This window comes from Peptacetobacter sp. AB800, from assembly GCF_047807365.1.
GTDB lineage: Bacteria > Bacillota > Clostridia > Peptostreptococcales > Peptostreptococcaceae > Peptacetobacter.
Genome location: NZ_JBLOUI010000048.1, coordinates 1 through 16,931 on the forward strand (window position 1 = coordinate 1; position 16,931 = coordinate 16,931).

Below are 16,931 nucleotides of genomic sequence, written 5' to 3' on the forward strand. Positions count from 1 at the left end.
AAGGTTTCAATTTTCTCGACTCCTTTCCGTAGGGGGAATGTGTTTTTGGGTGAAATCATTGTAAACCCTACCGGGGTCGAGATTCAATACTAAATAAGTTAACAGAGCGTATATTTTGAATCGGGGTGTTTGAGATGATTTTTCAGAAGAAAAGTCCTAAGGACAAGGAATGGGAGCTACTTCTTAAACAAGAAGATAAGATGCTCAGAAAAAGAGAGAATAAAAAAGAATCGCAAATAAACAAACTGCTTGAGGATAAAGTTCCTAAAAAACTGCAATCAACATTAAATGCAGCGTTTAGAAAGGCATTTGAGATAGTTTTTAGCAAGGGATCGGGAATAATAGAGAAAACTTACGACAAGGAAAAGTACGATTTTGAGTATGAAAATAGGGAAAGATGGCATGCAGAAACAGGAAATAGAAGGTCGCTTAAATCATTTTCAAAGGCTGCATCTGCTGGAAAAAACAAGAACATATTAATTTCTGGACTTGAAGGTGCTGGAATGGGAGCTTTAGGAGTAGGAATTCCAGATATTCCAGTATTTACAGGAGTTATTTTAAAAAGTATATATGAGGTAGCTATGAGCTATGGCTTTGAATACGAGAGCGATTTTGAGAAGTTCTTTATTCTAAAAATTATCGAAGTTTCAATGCAAGAATCGGATAAATTTGAAAAGCAGAATGAAGAGTTAAATAGATTTATTGATGAGGTGGATAAATACGAATTTGTTGTCGAAAAAGAGGACATAGATTATCAGATTGCAGCAGCTGCAAACTCTGTGTCAAAGGAAATGCTTTATATGAAATTTGTTCAGGGAATTCCTGTAATAGGGATAGCTGGTGGACTTACAAACACTGTGTATTTAAAGAAAATTGTCGATTATGCAGAGTTAAAATATAGAAGAAGATTCTTAATTTCTAAAGGAAAAGTTCTTTAGGATTAAGTATTTTGAATGAAAGGTAGTAAGTAAGAGGATTATGATATTTAATAGAGATGAGTATGAATATGAGGAATTAGGTAATTTTGAGATTGAGTCGGAGGAAATAGAAAATATTAAATTTATCGACTGTAATTTTGAAAACTGCTCTATTTCTGAGAGTTTAATACATAATTGCCTGTTTAAAGACTGTAAATTTACAAACTGTAACATCGCTGGAAACAAGTTTGAATTGACTGTTTTTAAGGATTGCGAGTTTGAAAAATGCAACTTGATAGGAATTAACTGGAAGGATATCACTGTTGAGAGGGGATATTCAAACCCGTTTTCAAAGTTAAAAGAATGTTATTTAAAATATTCTTCATTTATAAAAATGGATATCAAAAAGTTTGATTTTGGAGGAAATATTATTCATGATTCTGTGTTTGATGAGTCTTGTTTAAAGGAGTGCAAGTTTAAGGGATGCGACTTAACTCAGACGAGATTTAATATTTGTGATATTAGAAATGCTGATTTTAGAGAAGCTAAAGGATATTTAGTAGATATTACAAATTGTAAAATAAAGGGAGCAAAATTTTCGTTCCCTGAAGCAATGAGTCTATTGGACTCTTTGGATATTAAAATTTATTAAAAATAAATTACTTTATTTGGGAATGGAGTGGTTGTTATGAGGATTAAGGCTACATCTAAATCAAAATTAAAAGATGGAGAAATGGATTTAAAGAGATTTACTAAGGAAAATAACTACACTGTTTCGGGGTGCAATGGTTCAGACAAGGCATTTCTTGTGGATAAATTGGTAGATTATAATCTATCTCAAGTTCCAGCTACTCAAGAGGAGAATTTTATCGACTTGAGCAGAAAAGTTCTATCTGAAGACGGAAAGATTTTAGCTGGGATAATTGTAAAAATGTACTGTTGGAAGTGTATCTACATAGACACATTTTGGATAGATGAGTCTATGAGAGGTGAAGGTCTTGGCACATTACTGCTTGAAGAAGTAGAAAGAGTTGCCAAAGAAAATGGATCTCACTTAATTCATCTGGATACATTTGATTTTCAGGCTAAAGATTTCTACTTAGCTCATGGATATAGTGTGTTTGGGGAATTGGAAGACTGTCCTAAGGGGCATACGAGATACTTTATGAGCAAGGTATTATAAATTAAAGAATTAGGTTAAAAGGCTGATTGAAATATAAAATTTCAATCGGTCTTTTTTAGTTACAAAAAAGATACAAAGATCAAAAATATTTCTATTAAAATTACAGATAAGATACAGATTAGCAGAATTTGTTTTTAAGAAAGGATTGAGGATATATAATAGCAGAGTAGTTCAGATATAAGACGATACAAACAGATATTAAGATTCTAAAAAACTACAGATTCAATATGTAAAAGAATATAAAAATAAATTTATAAAATTTTTTCAAAAAAAATCAAACTTTTTAACATGGATAAATCGTCTTATATACGAAGGAGGAAATAAGAAGATGAAAATATATAACTTATTAGATAAAAAGAAGGAAAAGCTCATTAAGCAATACATCGTCGACAACAAAGATAGCTTATACAGATTTGCCTACAGTTATACTAGAAATCAAAATGATGCCTTAGACATTGTTCACGATGCTATTTGTAAAGCACTTGCGAATAAAAAATCGCTAAAAAGTGAAGACAAAATAAAGCCTTGGATTTATCAAATCATATCAAATTGTGCTATAGATTATATGAGAAAAAATAATAAATACACAGAAATGACTGATGAGATACAGAATGACAGCATGGTAGGATTTGATGAATACGAGAATTTCGACCTTCAACGAGCAATGCAGCTTTTGCCTGAAAAATATAAGAGGGTGATAATACTTAGATATTTTGAAGACATGAAGATTTCCGAAATTACAGAGGTGCTAGGAGAAAACGAAAGCACTATAAAGACAAGGTTGTACAGTGGTTTGTCAAAACTAAAAATAGAATTAACTAAGTCGGAAGAGGTGTAGATTATGAAAAATGATAAAATAGATAAACTAAAAGAAAACTATAACAACGTTGAAATTCCAAAAGAATTAGACGATGTAATAAATGACGCATTTAAAGAAAGTGCAAATAAAGAAATAGAAAATAACAAAAAAGATTGGAGAAGAAATATGAAAAATATGAAAAAATGGTATGCATCAGCAGCTGCAATAGGTTTAATAATAGTATCAGTAAATGCGAGTTCAACATTTGCAAAGAGTTTAGAAAATATACCTGTTATAGGTAATATAATAAAAATAGTAGATTTTAATAATTATAGAATAGACAAAGATGGTATGGATGTTTCAATATCTTTACCAGAAATAAGCTCAGATAGTAAAGATTTAGAATATAAACTAAACAAAGAATTCGAAAAAGAAGGTAAAGAAGCTTATAAAAAATACGAAGCAGAAGTTGCAAAACTTGAAAAAGAAGGAAAAACAACTCACAAATCTGCAGAAATGTGGTCAGAAACTGTAGCAGAAAATGCTAAAACACTTTCAGTTGCAATATACAACACAGAAACAGAAGCTTCAGCAGCAACAAGCAGAAAAATATACAACATAGATAAAAAAGACAAAACAATTCTTACACTTGAAGGAATGTTTGGAAACAACGATTATGTAGACGTATTAAGTAAAAATATACTATCACAGATGAAAGAAAGAACTAAAAAAGACTCAAATGACGTATACTTTGTAGACAATACATTCAAAATCAAAAAAGATCAGCCATTCTACATAAATGACAAAGGTGAACTAGTTATATGCTTCGACGAATATGAAGTAGCTCCAGGCTCAGCAGGACTAGTAGAATTCGTAATACCATCAAACGTAGTATCAAAACTAATGAAATAGTTTGATAAATAGATAAACAACAAAATTACCCAACAAACACAACAAAAAACTCACAACTAATAAAAAATAGCTACTAACAAAAAACTTGTAAGTAGCTATTTTTATACTATTTTATGAAATTCACTTGGAATAAAGTAAACAAACTGAGGACAAGAGCTATAACTACTCAAAAGCGACAATACTGCAAACGCCCCACAACTGCTAAATGTGTTACTCTAACAGTGTGGGGCGTTGAAGCCTGGAGCAAAGAGTAGTTATACTCTTGTCCTGTTTTATTTACTTATTCCTCTATTTGTCCGTTGACATCAGGTATTTTTAATTCTTCTGCATCTATTTTTGGAGATTTGTCAACAAGTCCAGCAGAAGGTATTGCATCTCCTTCTTTCATAGATTTATCTGGATGTTTTAATATTTTATCTCCTGGTTCAAGATTTGTAACTATCTTAGTTACATTTTTTCCTGTCTTAACAATAGTAACTTCCTGTTTTTTAAGTATTCCATCAAGATCTTTCATTACATAAGCTGAATCACCGCTCTTTAATACAGCAGTTGTAGGAACCTTGTATTCATTAGATACTATTTCAAGGTCAGCATCTACGTGGAATCCATTTACTAGACCTTCCTGATCTTCAAAAGATATATCTACTTCATAGTAAGATAAGTTATCTTTCATTTCTTTTGTTTTAGTAGTTGTTGGTCTATCTGAAACATAGCTTATTCTACCAGTCATTTTCTTATCAGAAGAATTTACCTTTATACTTACAGTCTGGTCTATCTGAACTTTTTCTAAATCGTCTTCGCTAACATATCCTTTCATAAAGAATTCGTTACTTACAAGAGATATAAAAGAAGTGTTCATATCAGTAGAGTTCTGGTCGTTTATATACACTTTTCCAGCAAATGGAGCAGTATTTTTAACGTATGCACTACTGTTTAATGCTGATATCTGAGCTTCTACTGAAGAAATCTGAGCATTTATAGAAGCAATAGCATCATTATTTACATTGTCTTTATTGTTTTTACTTAAACGAGATTTCTGAGAGTTTAAACTAGTTAACTGAGATTTTAAAACATTTATCTGTTCTATAACAGAGTTGTCTTTAGTAGTGAAAAGTAAATCTCCATCGTTTACTTCCTGACCATTTTCAACACTTATATCGCTTAAAGAGTTGTTTTCTGGGTTAGCATACTGTTTTGACTCTCTAGGAGTAACCATACCGTTTATGTCTATATTTTCATAAGCTGGTATTTTATAAATTTCGTATTTTTCCCGAATCTTCTGTTCTTCCTTAGTTCTTCTTACGTAGTCAGTTCCAACCATAAATCCTGCAGCAAGTAGTATTACAACCACAACAGCCGTTCCTTTTTTATGAGTCTTTATGAAATTTCCAAATCCTTTAAATCCGGATATAATAGCATTTTTAATTTTTCCAAAGAAACCTTTAATTTTTGCCATAGTTTCCTCCTTTCATACAATACAATCAAAATATAATTAAAAACCATAATACTATTATAATGAAACTAGTATGTATAAGTCAAAGGTATTTATCAAATTATAGATTTAATTTTATAGTTTTTAAATTTTACAAGTAAAATAATAATGACACTTCAACCTAAAAATTATTGTTAAATATTAAATATAATGAGATAATAATATTAAAGAATTATCAGAAAATTGTGTTTGATATTTCATTCTATTTATATTATATGTAATTTGAGTAGAAATTATACAATTTTCAATAAAAAAATAAAAAGAGGTGATTTTTATGGCTAAGAAAAACAAAAATACAAAAGATAACTTGCAAAAAAGTTCTTTTTCAAGAGCAGTTATAAAAACGAAGAAAGTCAATTTATATATATTTTTTATTGGGCTTGTTTTTAATGCTATATTTGCTATGATTGCAAATAATCTAGCTATTTCAAAGAACGATGGAGTGATGTTGCTTACTTGTACAGTCATGGAAATCATCATTACAATAGTGCTTATCTACGGAATTATAAAATACTATAGAAGAAAAATAATTTTAACTAATGAGGGAGTTGAGTATATTCCTACATTTGGGAAAAAGAAAACTTACATATATAATGAGATAGATTTTGTGCAGCTAGATAAGCTAAACGACGAAAATTATACAATTTTCTCTAAAGAAGGAAAGAAAATAGCTTCATTTAATAACGGATACGAGGGAATTGAAGAAGCGATAATTGCTTTTAAGGGCAATGGCGTTGAGATAAAGGAAAAAGAAAATGGAAAGATAGATAATTGGATTTTAAATACAAGAAATAAAATTGAGAAAAATAGAGAAGATGAGATAAAACACATAAAGAGAAAGGATAGACTAGCTCAGATAAATAAAGAAAAAGAAATGATAAGAAAGCTAAATATAGCGATGTGGGTTATTTCTATAGTAGCTTTATTCTTAGGAACTCGTATAAGAAGTATTGTTTGGTCTGCAGAACTTCTATTCATTTGGGGACTTTATATATACCTATATCCTAAAATGGTCGTTGAATTACCAACTAAGACAAAAGATGGGAGAGAGTTCCACTACGAGATTCCATACGCATCTGCCATTATAGCCTTATTTATGCTATATAATTTACCTAAATTAAATTATGTAAATCATAGTGAAATTAAATTTGGAGTGATTTACTTTTTAATACTGTTTTCAATTTATATGATAATGCTTAAAAAGCGTGGAATAAGAGAAAAGACTAGTAAGATGGTGACTGTTGCTATGGCAATGCTTTTGATAATAGTTTGTACTACTGATCATTTAAACAATGCACTTACATTTACACCAGAAAATCACGAAACTGTAATTGCACTTGAAAAAGATACTAGCAGATCAGCAAAGGGACTTAGACGCTACTATGCTGATGTAGTGATAGACGGTAAAAAAGAAAATGCATCTATTTCTGCGGCGATATACAATAGTCTAGAAAATCTACCAGAAACAGTGGTAAAATGTAATAGGAAAAGCATTTTTGGATGTGAGTATTATAAAATACATAGATAATTGATAAAAAGTAAAGTTATAAAGGTGAAGAAGTACAATTATAAATGTAAGAAAGTTAAATTGAGAAGTGAGGGGTAGAGTATGAATTTTAATGTTTTGTCAAATAAATACAAATCAGAAAGAAATGTTATGTATGCAAAGAGTGGAGCAGTGGCTACATCAAACCCACAGGCAGCCCAGGCAGGATTAGATATACTAAGAAAAGGTGGAAATGCAGTAGATGCTGCTGTTGCAACTGCTGCAGCACTTGCAGTTACTGAGCCTACAAGCAATGGAATTGGTGGAGATGCATATTCACTAGTTTGGATAGAGTCTGAAAAGAAATTATACGGACTAAATTCTAGTGGATTTGCACCAGAGCTTATGACAAAAGAAGCATATAAAGGACTTGAAAAAATGCCAAGACATGGATTTGGAGCAATTACAGTTCCAGGAATTCCTGCTGCATGGGCAGAGTTGAATAAAAAATTTGGCAAGTTGTCATTATATGAATGTTTAAAACCTGCTATAGATTACGCAAGAGAAGGTTATATAGTTTATCCTAATGTTGCAAAACTTTGGGAGGAGTCTTTTGAAGATTATTCAAATTATTTAAAAGAGCTTGAAAAACTTCCTAAAGATAGAGTTAAGAAGGATGTAGAGGCTGAGCTTGTAGACAAAGAGCTTTTGAAAGAATGGTTTGATACATTTACAATAGATGGAAAAGTTCCACAAGCAGGAGATATCTTTAAATGTGAGGAACAAGCAAAAACTCTTGAAGAAATTGCAAATACTGGAGCAGAAAGCTTCTACAGAGGTAGAATTGCTGAATTAATAGATGAACACAGTAGAAAATTTGGTGGAATGATAAGAAAATCAGACCTAGAAAAATACTATCCTCAATGGGTTGAGCCAATAAGTACAAACTACAAAGGATACGATATTTGTGAAATTCCTCCAAATGGACATGGAATAACTGTGCTAATTGCGTTAAATATATTAAAAGAATTAGAATTAGATGAAGAAAAAGAAACTGTGGATAACATACACAAGATGATTGAATGTATGAAGTTAGCTTTTGCAGACTCTAAGAAGTATGTAACAGATCCTAAGAAAATGACTGTTTCTGTAGATGCGATGTTAAATCAAGAATACGCTAAAAGGAGAAGCGAACTAATAGGTGAAAAGGCAGTATTTCCAGAAGCTGGAGAGCCATTCTGTGGTGGTACGGTGTATATGTGCACAGCTGACAAAGATGGAAATATGGTATCTCACATACAGAGCAACTATATGAACTTTGGCTCAGGTGTTGTAATTCCAGGAACAGGAATAGCGCTTCACAACAGAGGAAACAACTTTAGCTTAGATGAAAATCACGATAATATTGTCGAGCCATTTAAAAAGCCATACCATACAATTATTCCAGGATTTATCAAACAAGACGGTGAAGCTGTTGGAGCATTTGGTGTAATGGGAGCATTTATGCAACCTCAGGGACAGTTCCAAGCAGTTACAAATTTAATTGATTTTGCAATGAACCCTCAAGAAGCGCTTGATGCACCGAGATGGCAGTGGATTGATGGAATGAAGATAGAAGTTGAGGACGATATGAAAGCTGGAATAGCAGAAGGTCTTAAAGAAAAAGGACACGATGTTAAGGTTGTGTCTGATAAAATAAACATGGGCAGAGGGCAGATAATTCTAAAGAACGAAAAAGGTGGATATATCTGTGGAACAGAAAAAAGATGCGACGGACACGTTGCCGTTTATTAAAAACTTTATAGTGATTGATGTTAAATATGAAAACAATTTGCTTAATTGTTGTTATATATTAAATTGTATTGTAAAATATAATTTGATATTTTGTATATGTGGAGGGAAAAAATGGAAGAAAAAATATGCCCACTGTGTGGGACTAGCGATAAAATAGTAGAAATAGTAAGAGAAGGAAAGGTCAACGAAGAAATTGACAATCCATATAGATGTGAAGGTTGTGGCTGCGAATTTGGTAAAATATACGGATTTATGTACAATGCCATAAAAGAAGTTAGCCTAGCTGTAGAAAAAGATGGTCTATGCAGAAAAATAGTCATGGAAAAAAATATGGTTGGTGCTTGGATCAAAGAATTTGAAGGACCTTCATTTGACAATATGGAGCAAATTTCTGAAGATAAAATAAGAAGCTTAAAATATAGAAGATTTTTAAACAACGTTCTAAAATGCTATGTAATGAGTTGGAGAAACATAAACGAATATGCAGCAACTCATGAAGTAAAAAGAACTGACGTAAATTGGATACTTGAAATGAAAGAAACTGGAAGCAAAATAAGAAGATTCAACGAGTATCTATACGGAGAAGAAGGGAAACTAACAGAAAAAGGTGGAGAACCACTAAAAGGTGACACAATATTACATGTAGAATCGAATATAGAAGTACCTTACTTCAATGACCTAGTAAAAACCATGGAAAAATTTACTTGCAAAAAAGTATTTAAATAGGGGTATATAAAAGGGGTTGTAGTTTTTATATACACATTTAAATACTTTTACAAGTTGCATTATGAGAAGAGAGGGTAAAAAGTTCTAACCAACTATCCAACTGTTCTTGTGTAGTAACCATTAAAGGTGTAAATTCAAAATTAAATAAATAGTTTTTGTAGTATATAGTATAGATGGCGCAAGGTGTTTTTTGTTTGACATCTTTTGCGATGAAAATAATATCCAAATCGAACTCGACAATTCTGCAAGCGCCCCACATCTGCTAAATGTGTTACTCTAACGGTGTGGGGCGCTGAAGCCTGGAGAGGAGATTGGATATTAATTTCGAGCATTAAAAAAGATGACAACAGAAAATCCTGCGCCATCTTTATATATACATAATATTATTTATTTAATTTGAATTTACTCTTTAATGGTACTATTCTATTAAATACCATTTTTGATTCAGTTGTGTATTTTGTGTCTACACTAAAGAATCCATTTCTGAAGAACTGGAATTTATCAAGAGGCTGAGCTCCTTTTAACTGAGTTTCTTCAACGAATCCTTCTAATACTTCAAGAGAATTAGGGTTTATCTGATCTAAGAAGTCTTTTCCTTTGTTTTCTTCTATATCATCAAGTATTAATGGTTCAAATAATCTAAATTCTGCTGGAACTGCTGTTTTGCTGTCTACCCAATGTATAGTAGATTTAACTTTACGTCCATCGTTGCTTTCTCCACCTTTTGTTTCTGGGTCATAAGTACAGTGAACTTCTACAACATTTCCGTTTTCGTCTTTAACACATCCAGTACATTTTACAAAATATGCACCTTTAAGTCTAACTTCATTTCCTGGGAATAATCTGAAGTATTTTTTAACAGGTTCTTCCATGAAATCTTCCTGTTCTATGTATAATTCTTTAGAGAATGTAACTTTTCTCTTACCTTTTGTTTCGTCTTTAGCGTGGTTTTCAACTTCAAGAACTTCTACCTGATCTTCTGGATAGTTGTCTATAACTAATTTAACAGGTCTTAAAACTGCCATTGCAAGAGGTGCTTTTGGCTGTAAATCTTCTCTTAAGAAGAAGTCTAATAGCTGGCTGTCTACAGTAGAGTCTGCTTTAGCAACACCTATTTCAGCACAGAAGTTTCTTATAGATTCTGGAGTATATCCTCTTCTTCTAAGTCCAGATATTGTTGGTATTCTTGGGTCGTCCCAACCATCAACTACATTGTTATCAACAAGTAATTTTAATTTTCTCTTACTCATTACTGTATTAGTCATGTTTAATCTAGCGAACTCTATCTGTCTTGGTACGCTTTCCATTTCACATTCTCTAACAACCCAGTCATAAAGAGGTCTCTGTTCTTCAAATTCTAGAGTACATATAGAGTGAGTTATTCCTTCTATAGCATCTTCTAGTGGGTGAGCAAATGAGTACATTGGGTATATACACCATTTATCTCCTGTGTTGTGGTGAGTTGCATGAGCTATTCTGTATATAACAGGGTCTCTGAAGTTGATGTTAGGGCTAGCCATGTCTATTTTAGCTCTAAGAACTTTTTCTCCATCAGCAAATTCACCGTTTTTCATTCTTTCAAATAAATCTAAGTTTTCTTCTACAGATCTATTTCTGTATGGACTTTCTTTACCTGGTTCAGTAAGTGTTCCTCTGTATTCTCTTATCTGATCAGCGTTTAAATCACATACAAATGCTTTACCTTTTTTGATTAATAAAACCGCTCTGTTGTACATTTCATCAAAGTAATCAGAAGCGAAGAATAAATTGTCCCAGTTAAATCCTAACCAGTTTACGTCATTTTTTATTGAGTCTACGTATTCTACATCTTCTTTTGTAGGGTTAGTATCGTCAAATCTCATATTAACTTTACCACCGAATTCTTTAGCAAGACCAAAGTTTAGGCATATACTTTTTGCATGTCCTATGTGTAAGTATCCGTTTGGTTCTGGTGGGAAACGAGTAACTATACTTTTATGTTTTCCTGTTTCTAAATCATCAATGATTATATTTTTTATAAAGTTAGATGATACTGTTTCATTTGCCATATTATTATTCCTCCAAAGCATATATTTTGAATTTCTATTTATTAAAATCGCTCAATAGAATAGAAAAATCCAGTTTAATTTTATTTATAATATACATTAATTTTAATCTAATATATGAAAAAAATAAAGAGGATAAGAAGAATTTATGATATTTTTTGAAACTATTTGTCAAAAATTAGAATTAAAAATATCTTTTGTGTAAGAAGAAAACGTTTAGGGTATCAATTATATGTAATAAAAATTAGAAATAAATAAAAAAAAGATGTATAATGAAAAAAAGAAATTAATACATAAAAACGAATTGAGTAAAACTAATAAAGAGAGAGTGATTTTTATGAAGAAGTTTTTAAAAATTTTGGTTGGACTTCTTGTAGTGGTAGTCTTAGCACTTGGAGGGCTTTTCTACGCATTGCAGCCAGAAGGGGGAATGCAATGGGATACTACAGGAAACAGAGAAATAACTAAAGAAGATATTATAAAGATGGGAATACTTCAAAGCCTTAAATTCAACAAAGATAGCCAGAGCTTTGAAGGAAGCATAAATTTAACAGCAGAGGACATAAGCAACATTGTCTATACATTTATGAAAAATTACGAAGACGATATGATGTCTAACGATATAAAAATAGAAGATAATAAATTGATGGTAACTGTTCCTATTGAGATAGAGTTTATTAAAACTAAAGCTACAGTAAGTGTAGTGCCATCTGTAGAAGACGGAGCATTAGTTGTCAATGTGGACAATGTTAAGGTTGGTAAAATAAATATTCATGGTGGTCTACTTGGAAAGATAATGGCTTCACAGCAAAGTGAAATTCCATTTGAAATAAGAGATAGATCAATAATAATCCCTTCAGAAACATTAAAACCTATAAATCTTACAGGAATAAAGATTGAAAACAACGAAATAAAAGCTGATATGCGGATTACTTTAAAGGATGCAATGCAGTATGCTTATGACATATTAGTTCAATATGGAAACTCTTTAAAACCAGCAGCATAGTATAAAAATCTAAAGAATTAATAAAAAACGGTTTGAATAGTAAAATAACTACTCAAACCGTTTTTTTATATGATATAATCTTTTCTAAGGATTCAAAATAAAATTAAAAAGAAAGAGGATTGAAAGGAGATAAAATGAAGAATTTTAAGTCATACGCTATTTCATTTATAATAACTGCGGTGTATGCGTTTGTAAAATTGCCAGTGCTTAGAGTAGATTTTACGTCTTTATACTATGTGCTTGCGATGTTCTTTGTAATTGCTGGAATACTTAATATGGTATTTGACAGAGAAGAACAGAGATTTACTATTACAAACAAAACGAATTTTAAAATAGCTATAGGTATTTTAGCAATTGCAGTTGTTTTACCGACTTTAGCATCTACACCAATTATAAGAGCTAAGGCATACAGAAACTTACTTGGTACTGTTAAAGAAAGTGAATTTACAAAGGATGTCAGCCCTGTAAATGTAAATGAGATAAGAATAGTCGATGAAGAGATGGCTATGAAGCTAGGAGATAAAAAATTAGGTGAGGTACCAGCTATAGGGAGTGTATCTAAACTAGGTGAATTCCACATACAGAAAGTTGGAGAAAAACTTTACTGGGTAGCACCTCTAGTTCATAGAGATTTCATAAAATGGGTAACAAATATGAGTGGTACAAATGGATACGTAATGGTATCTGCAAATGATCCTCAGGATGTTAAGCTTGTTCAGAAAGCAAACGGAGAGGACGTAAAAATAGTGTACCAGCCAGATGCGTACATACTTCAGGATTTACACAGACACGTATATATAAATGGTGGAATGGGTAGAGGTATGGCAGACTACACATTAGAAATAGACGACAATGGTAAACCATTCTGGGTAGTTTCTCTTTATGAACATAAAGTAGGATTTGGAGGAGCTAACGTCAACGGAACTGCTATAGTCGATGCAAAAACAGGAGAAACTAAATTCTACTCTATAAAAGATACTCCAGAATGGGTTGACAGAATTCAGCCAGAAGACTTTGTAATAGACCAGATAAATAGCTGGGGAGTTTATGTAAATGGATTTATAAACTCAGTAATATCTGAAAAAGGTGTATTAAAAGCTACTGAGGGAACATCTTTAGTGTACGGTGACGACGACAGATCATACTGGTACACAGGAATAACTTCAGCAGGTGGAGATGAATCTACTATAGGATTTATGCTTGTCGACTCAAGAACTAAAGAAGCAAAACTTTATAAACAGCCAGGTGCAACAGAAATGGCTGCAATGAAATCTGCAGAAGGTAGTGTTCAGGAAAAGAACTATGAAGCAACATTCCCAGTTATGTACAACATACTAGGACAGCCTACTTATGTATCATCACTAAAAGACAAGGCAGGACTTGTTAAGAGAGTGGTATTTGTATCTGTTGAGGACTACAACATAGTTGGAGTAGGACGGGATAAGGCTGAGGCAATGAAGAACTACAAAGACGCATTAGAATCTGGTGGAAGCAGCTTAGAAATAGACGAATCTGATGAATTTGATAAAGAGCTAGAAGGAACTGTTAAGAGAATTGCTGCCGATACTAAAAACGGCAACACAGTATACTATCTGACTTTAGACACAGATGAAGGAAATATATTCTACGCAACTTCTAAAATCTCTAAAGAATTACCTCTTACTAAAGAAGGGGATAAAATAAAAATTACATTCTCTAAAGATGAAAAAGATGTTATAGAAATAGATGAGTTTGATAATTATAACATAGGTAAGCCTGTTGAACAGAAAGAAGAAGCTAAGCCAGAAGATAAAAAATCAGAAGAAAACAAAACTGATAAAAAAGAAACTACAGATAAAGAAACTTCGAATAAAGTAGAAACAAAAGAGCAATAGTAAATAGGATACTGCTATAAGAACATTTTAATATGTTTTATAGCAGTATTTTTTTATTATGAAAAATTAAAAACTTTATATCTAAAAATAAAATTATATAGATTTAAAGCGAAATTATAAAAATAGTTTAGTTTATAAATAAAATCAGGGTATAGATTATATTTATATTAATAATCAAAATGTATAGATATAATCTATTTTATTTTTTGTGTTAATTATAATAATCTATATATTGTAGCATAATAAAATAAGGGGGGTATTTTTTTATGAATACTAAAAAATTGACATTTAGTGCTATGTGTGTTGTTGTAAACCTTGTATTAGGAACTGTTATGGGTATGATACAGATACCACTTCTATTCCTTGATACTATAGGTACTATACTTGGTGCAGTTGTACTTGGACCATTATGGGGTGCTTTAATAGGTGGATGTAGTAACCTTGTACTAGGTGTTATATCAGATCCTACAAACATACCATTCGCAATAGTTAACATAGCTACTGGTCTTATAGTAGGGTTCATGGCTAAAAAAGGAAACTTTGGTTACAAAAAAGCTATCATAACAGGTATCATACTTGCTGTAGTTTGTCCTATGATAGGAACACCTATATCAGTTTATATGTTCGGTGGACTTAGCGGAAGTGGAGCTGACTTATTAGTTGGAGCACTTTTACAGGCTGGACAGCAGATATTCACAGCAGCATTTATACCAAGAATATTAAGTAATATAGTTGATAAACCATTATCTTGTTTATTAGTTGTATTATTTATATCTAAAATGCCTAAGAATTTCCTTGCTCAGTTTAAATCACAGGAAAACTAAAGCTGGCGAGGAGTTTATAAAATCCTAAATAAATCTTTGCAAGCTAAAAAAGAGTCATCTTATATACGTTAAAAAACGTTTTGAGAAGGCTCTTTTTTGTTGTAAAATCTAATTATGTAGAAATTTAAAAATTAAAATTTTTTGGAGGTAATAAATTATGAAGGATATTATACTTGTATCTCATTGTATGTTAAATACTTTTTCTAAGGTAGAAAGTTTTGGAGAGGAAGAAGGAAGAGAAGAAGCAAGAAGAAAGGTAATGAAAACAATTATAGAAAATGGAATTGGGATAATTCAGCTACCATGTCCAGAGCTTATAATGTATGGAACAAAGAGATGGGGACACGTTAAAGACCAGTTTGACACACCTCATTTTAGAAACGTATGTAGATGCGAATTTGAAATATACTTACAGCAGCTACAGGAATATATAAACAACGGCTACAATATAATAGGAATATTAGGTATAGATGGAAGTCCATCTTGTGGAGTAGACCTTACTTGTGTTGGAGATTGGAGAGGAGAAATAGGAAGTAATCCAAATCTTAGACAGACAATAGACAGTATAAAATATGTAGGAGAAATGGGAGTACTTATGGACGAAATTTCAAAAATACTTTCTGAAAATGGAATAGAATTAGAAATGTTCGGATTCCAGACAGAAACAGCGGATAAAATCTGTGAAAGAATAGAAAACGCTATCAAATAAAAAAATAATAAAAAATAAGGTGTAATAAATATTTTTTACATAAATTTTAAAATTTTCAGAAAAAAAGTTGCAATATTGGAAATAATATGTTTTAATATACTTATCAAAAAAACAGAATAATAAACCAAGGTAGAGGCGCTATTGTTCAATAGTATCTAGAGGAGTTGGCAGACGTTGAATTTAGAGAAAGGGGATATAGCCGAAGAGAGAATATATGGCGGTAATTCTTTCTGGGCCTGTATATAACATATGCAGGACTGTCGCTTTAATAAGTGTTGAGCTACAAGGTTACTTTGTATGAATACAGCGGTTCAAAGTTTCCTTTGGACCGTTTTTTTATTAGAAATAAAGTAAAGGGCGATATATTTGGCAAAATTATAGAAATTTGCAAAAGGTTTTTATTATTGGTTTTGTTAACTTGATATGAAAAAAATACTCTCGAAACAAAAAATAAATCGATGGGTTAAACTTGATTTCAAAAATTTTAAAAAATTGCACAACAAATAAACCTAACAAAATTATAAATTTTTTAGGTTAACTTTTCAACTAATGATTGATGAACCAATTAACTTTTTCTTGGTGACTACATTTAATACCACAAACTTCAGCTGGTGTTAGATTATTTAAAGACGAATGTTTTCTAATGAAATTGTAATAAAATATGAAATTGCTGATAATACTATTAGCACTAAGCTCTTCTTTAAATCCTTTAAGGTTGTTATACCAAGCTTTGAAAGTTTCATTGAAGGCTTCTATTACATTATTTGAAATATAGTCACTAAAATTTTCTACGACTATATGTTCACTACCATAAAAGGTGTATTTAATAGCTTCTTCATAAGATTTTAAGCCATCTGTAACAATTGATTTAGGAGAGCCGAAGGCACTAGCCTTTTTAAATAGTGAAAAAGCACAATCAGAACCTCGTGATTTGTTTAGATTCCAGGATAGAACAAACCTTGTTTCAGAATCTATACAAACCCAAAGATAAAATTTTTCACCAGCAATTTTTACGATAGTTTCATCAGCGTGCCATTCATCTGAATCACCTAGATATAAATCTTTTGATAGTTCATCACCAATTGTTTTAAAGTATATATCAAAAGTTTTAATCCATTTTGATATGGTTACATGAGATACTTTGATATTCATGTAATCAAATAA

General features: G+C 31.4%; 15 protein-coding genes and 1 riboswitch. Of the genes, 12 read left to right on the forward strand and 3 right to left on the reverse strand.

Annotated features, from left to right (window positions below; genetic code table 11):
• Positions 1 to 134 precede the first annotated feature (134 nt).
• The 5 genes from ACK2WN_RS10670 (at position 135) to ACK2WN_RS10690 (ending at position 3,811) form a co-directional block, all read left to right on the forward strand.
• Complete coding sequence (locus ACK2WN_RS10670) at positions 135 to 938, forward strand: EcsC family protein (protein WP_416155553.1); 804 nt, start codon at positions 135 to 137, stop codon at positions 936 to 938.
• 40 nt (positions 939 to 978) lie between these two features.
• On the forward strand, positions 979 to 1,569 hold the full coding sequence (locus ACK2WN_RS10675) for a pentapeptide repeat-containing protein (protein ID WP_416155554.1): 591 nt from the start codon (positions 979 to 981) through the stop codon (positions 1,567 to 1,569).
• Positions 1,570 to 1,605: 36 nt separating this feature from the next.
• Positions 1,606 to 2,100 (forward strand): GNAT family N-acetyltransferase, encoded by a 495-nt coding sequence (locus ACK2WN_RS10680; RefSeq protein ID WP_416155555.1) that lies wholly within the window; start codon positions 1,606 to 1,608, stop codon positions 2,098 to 2,100.
• 328 nt (positions 2,101 to 2,428) lie between these two features.
• A complete protein-coding gene (locus tag ACK2WN_RS10685; RefSeq protein ID WP_416155556.1) occupies positions 2,429 to 2,938 on the forward strand; it encodes an RNA polymerase sigma factor in 510 nt (169 codons plus the stop codon).
• Between the two features lie 3 nt (positions 2,939 to 2,941).
• Entirely contained in the window at positions 2,942 to 3,811 is an 870-nt protein-coding gene (locus ACK2WN_RS10690) for a DUF3298 domain-containing protein (protein ID WP_300531664.1), read from the forward strand.
• Positions 3,812 to 4,091: 280 nt separating this feature from the next.
• Here the strand turns inward: ACK2WN_RS10690 and ACK2WN_RS10695 are convergent, their stop codons facing one another.
• Complete coding sequence (locus tag ACK2WN_RS10695; RefSeq protein ID WP_300529425.1) at positions 4,092 to 5,267, reverse strand: efflux RND transporter periplasmic adaptor subunit; 1,176 nt, start codon at positions 5,265 to 5,267, stop codon at positions 4,092 to 4,094.
• A gap of 310 nt (positions 5,268 to 5,577) precedes the next feature.
• On the opposite strand from ACK2WN_RS10695, the gene ACK2WN_RS10700 reads away from it, so the two are divergent.
• The 3 genes from ACK2WN_RS10700 to ACK2WN_RS10710 all read left to right on the forward strand — a co-directional run bounded on the left by ACK2WN_RS10700 (position 5,578) and on the right by ACK2WN_RS10710 (position 9,309).
• Positions 5,578 to 6,831, forward strand: a complete 1,254-nt coding sequence (locus ACK2WN_RS10700) for a hypothetical protein (RefSeq protein WP_416155557.1) — start codon at positions 5,578 to 5,580, stop codon at positions 6,829 to 6,831.
• A gap of 81 nt (positions 6,832 to 6,912) precedes the next feature.
• On the forward strand, positions 6,913 to 8,583 hold the full coding sequence (locus ACK2WN_RS10705) for a gamma-glutamyltransferase family protein (RefSeq protein ID WP_416155558.1): 1,671 nt from the start codon (positions 6,913 to 6,915) through the stop codon (positions 8,581 to 8,583).
• Positions 8,584 to 8,694: 111 nt separating this feature from the next.
• Positions 8,695 to 9,309 (forward strand): hypothetical protein, encoded by a 615-nt coding sequence (locus ACK2WN_RS10710; RefSeq protein WP_416155559.1) that lies wholly within the window; start codon positions 8,695 to 8,697, stop codon positions 9,307 to 9,309.
• 383 nt (positions 9,310 to 9,692) lie between these two features.
• Here the strand turns inward: ACK2WN_RS10710 and ACK2WN_RS10715 are convergent, their stop codons facing one another.
• On the reverse strand, positions 9,693 to 11,357 hold the full coding sequence (locus ACK2WN_RS10715; RefSeq protein ID WP_416155560.1) for a glutamine--tRNA ligase/YqeY domain fusion protein: 1,665 nt from the start codon (positions 11,355 to 11,357) through the stop codon (positions 9,693 to 9,695).
• Between the two features lie 334 nt (positions 11,358 to 11,691).
• Here ACK2WN_RS10715 and ACK2WN_RS10720 point away from each other — a divergent pair, with 334 nt between their 5' ends.
• From ACK2WN_RS10720 to ACK2WN_RS10735, 4 genes are all read left to right on the forward strand, one after another.
• On the forward strand, positions 11,692 to 12,360 hold the full coding sequence (locus tag ACK2WN_RS10720; protein ID WP_416155561.1) for a hypothetical protein: 669 nt from the start codon (positions 11,692 to 11,694) through the stop codon (positions 12,358 to 12,360).
• Between the two features lie 134 nt (positions 12,361 to 12,494).
• Positions 12,495 to 14,234: a hypothetical protein gene (locus ACK2WN_RS10725; protein ID WP_416155562.1), complete on the forward strand. Its 1,740-nt coding sequence runs from the start codon at positions 12,495 to 12,497 to the stop codon at positions 14,232 to 14,234.
• 266 nt (positions 14,235 to 14,500) lie between these two features.
• Entirely contained in the window at positions 14,501 to 15,058 is a 558-nt protein-coding gene (locus ACK2WN_RS10730) for a CD3073 family putative ECF transporter S component (protein WP_178411365.1), read from the forward strand.
• 157 nt (positions 15,059 to 15,215) lie between these two features.
• Positions 15,216 to 15,767 carry a CD3072 family TudS-related putative desulfidase gene (locus ACK2WN_RS10735; RefSeq protein WP_300529439.1) on the forward strand — a complete coding sequence of 184 codons (552 nt, stop codon included), beginning with the start codon at positions 15,216 to 15,218 and terminating at the stop codon, positions 15,765 to 15,767.
• A 122-nt stretch (positions 15,768 to 15,889) separates the two neighbouring features.
• Positions 15,890 to 16,058: riboswitch (Lysine riboswitch) on the forward strand.
• A 255-nt stretch (positions 16,059 to 16,313) separates the two neighbouring features.
• Here ACK2WN_RS10735 and ACK2WN_RS10740 read toward each other — a convergent pair.
• The coding region (locus ACK2WN_RS10740) for an IS6 family transposase (protein WP_416155563.1) at positions 16,314 to 16,931 on the reverse strand (618 nt) is incomplete at its 5' end.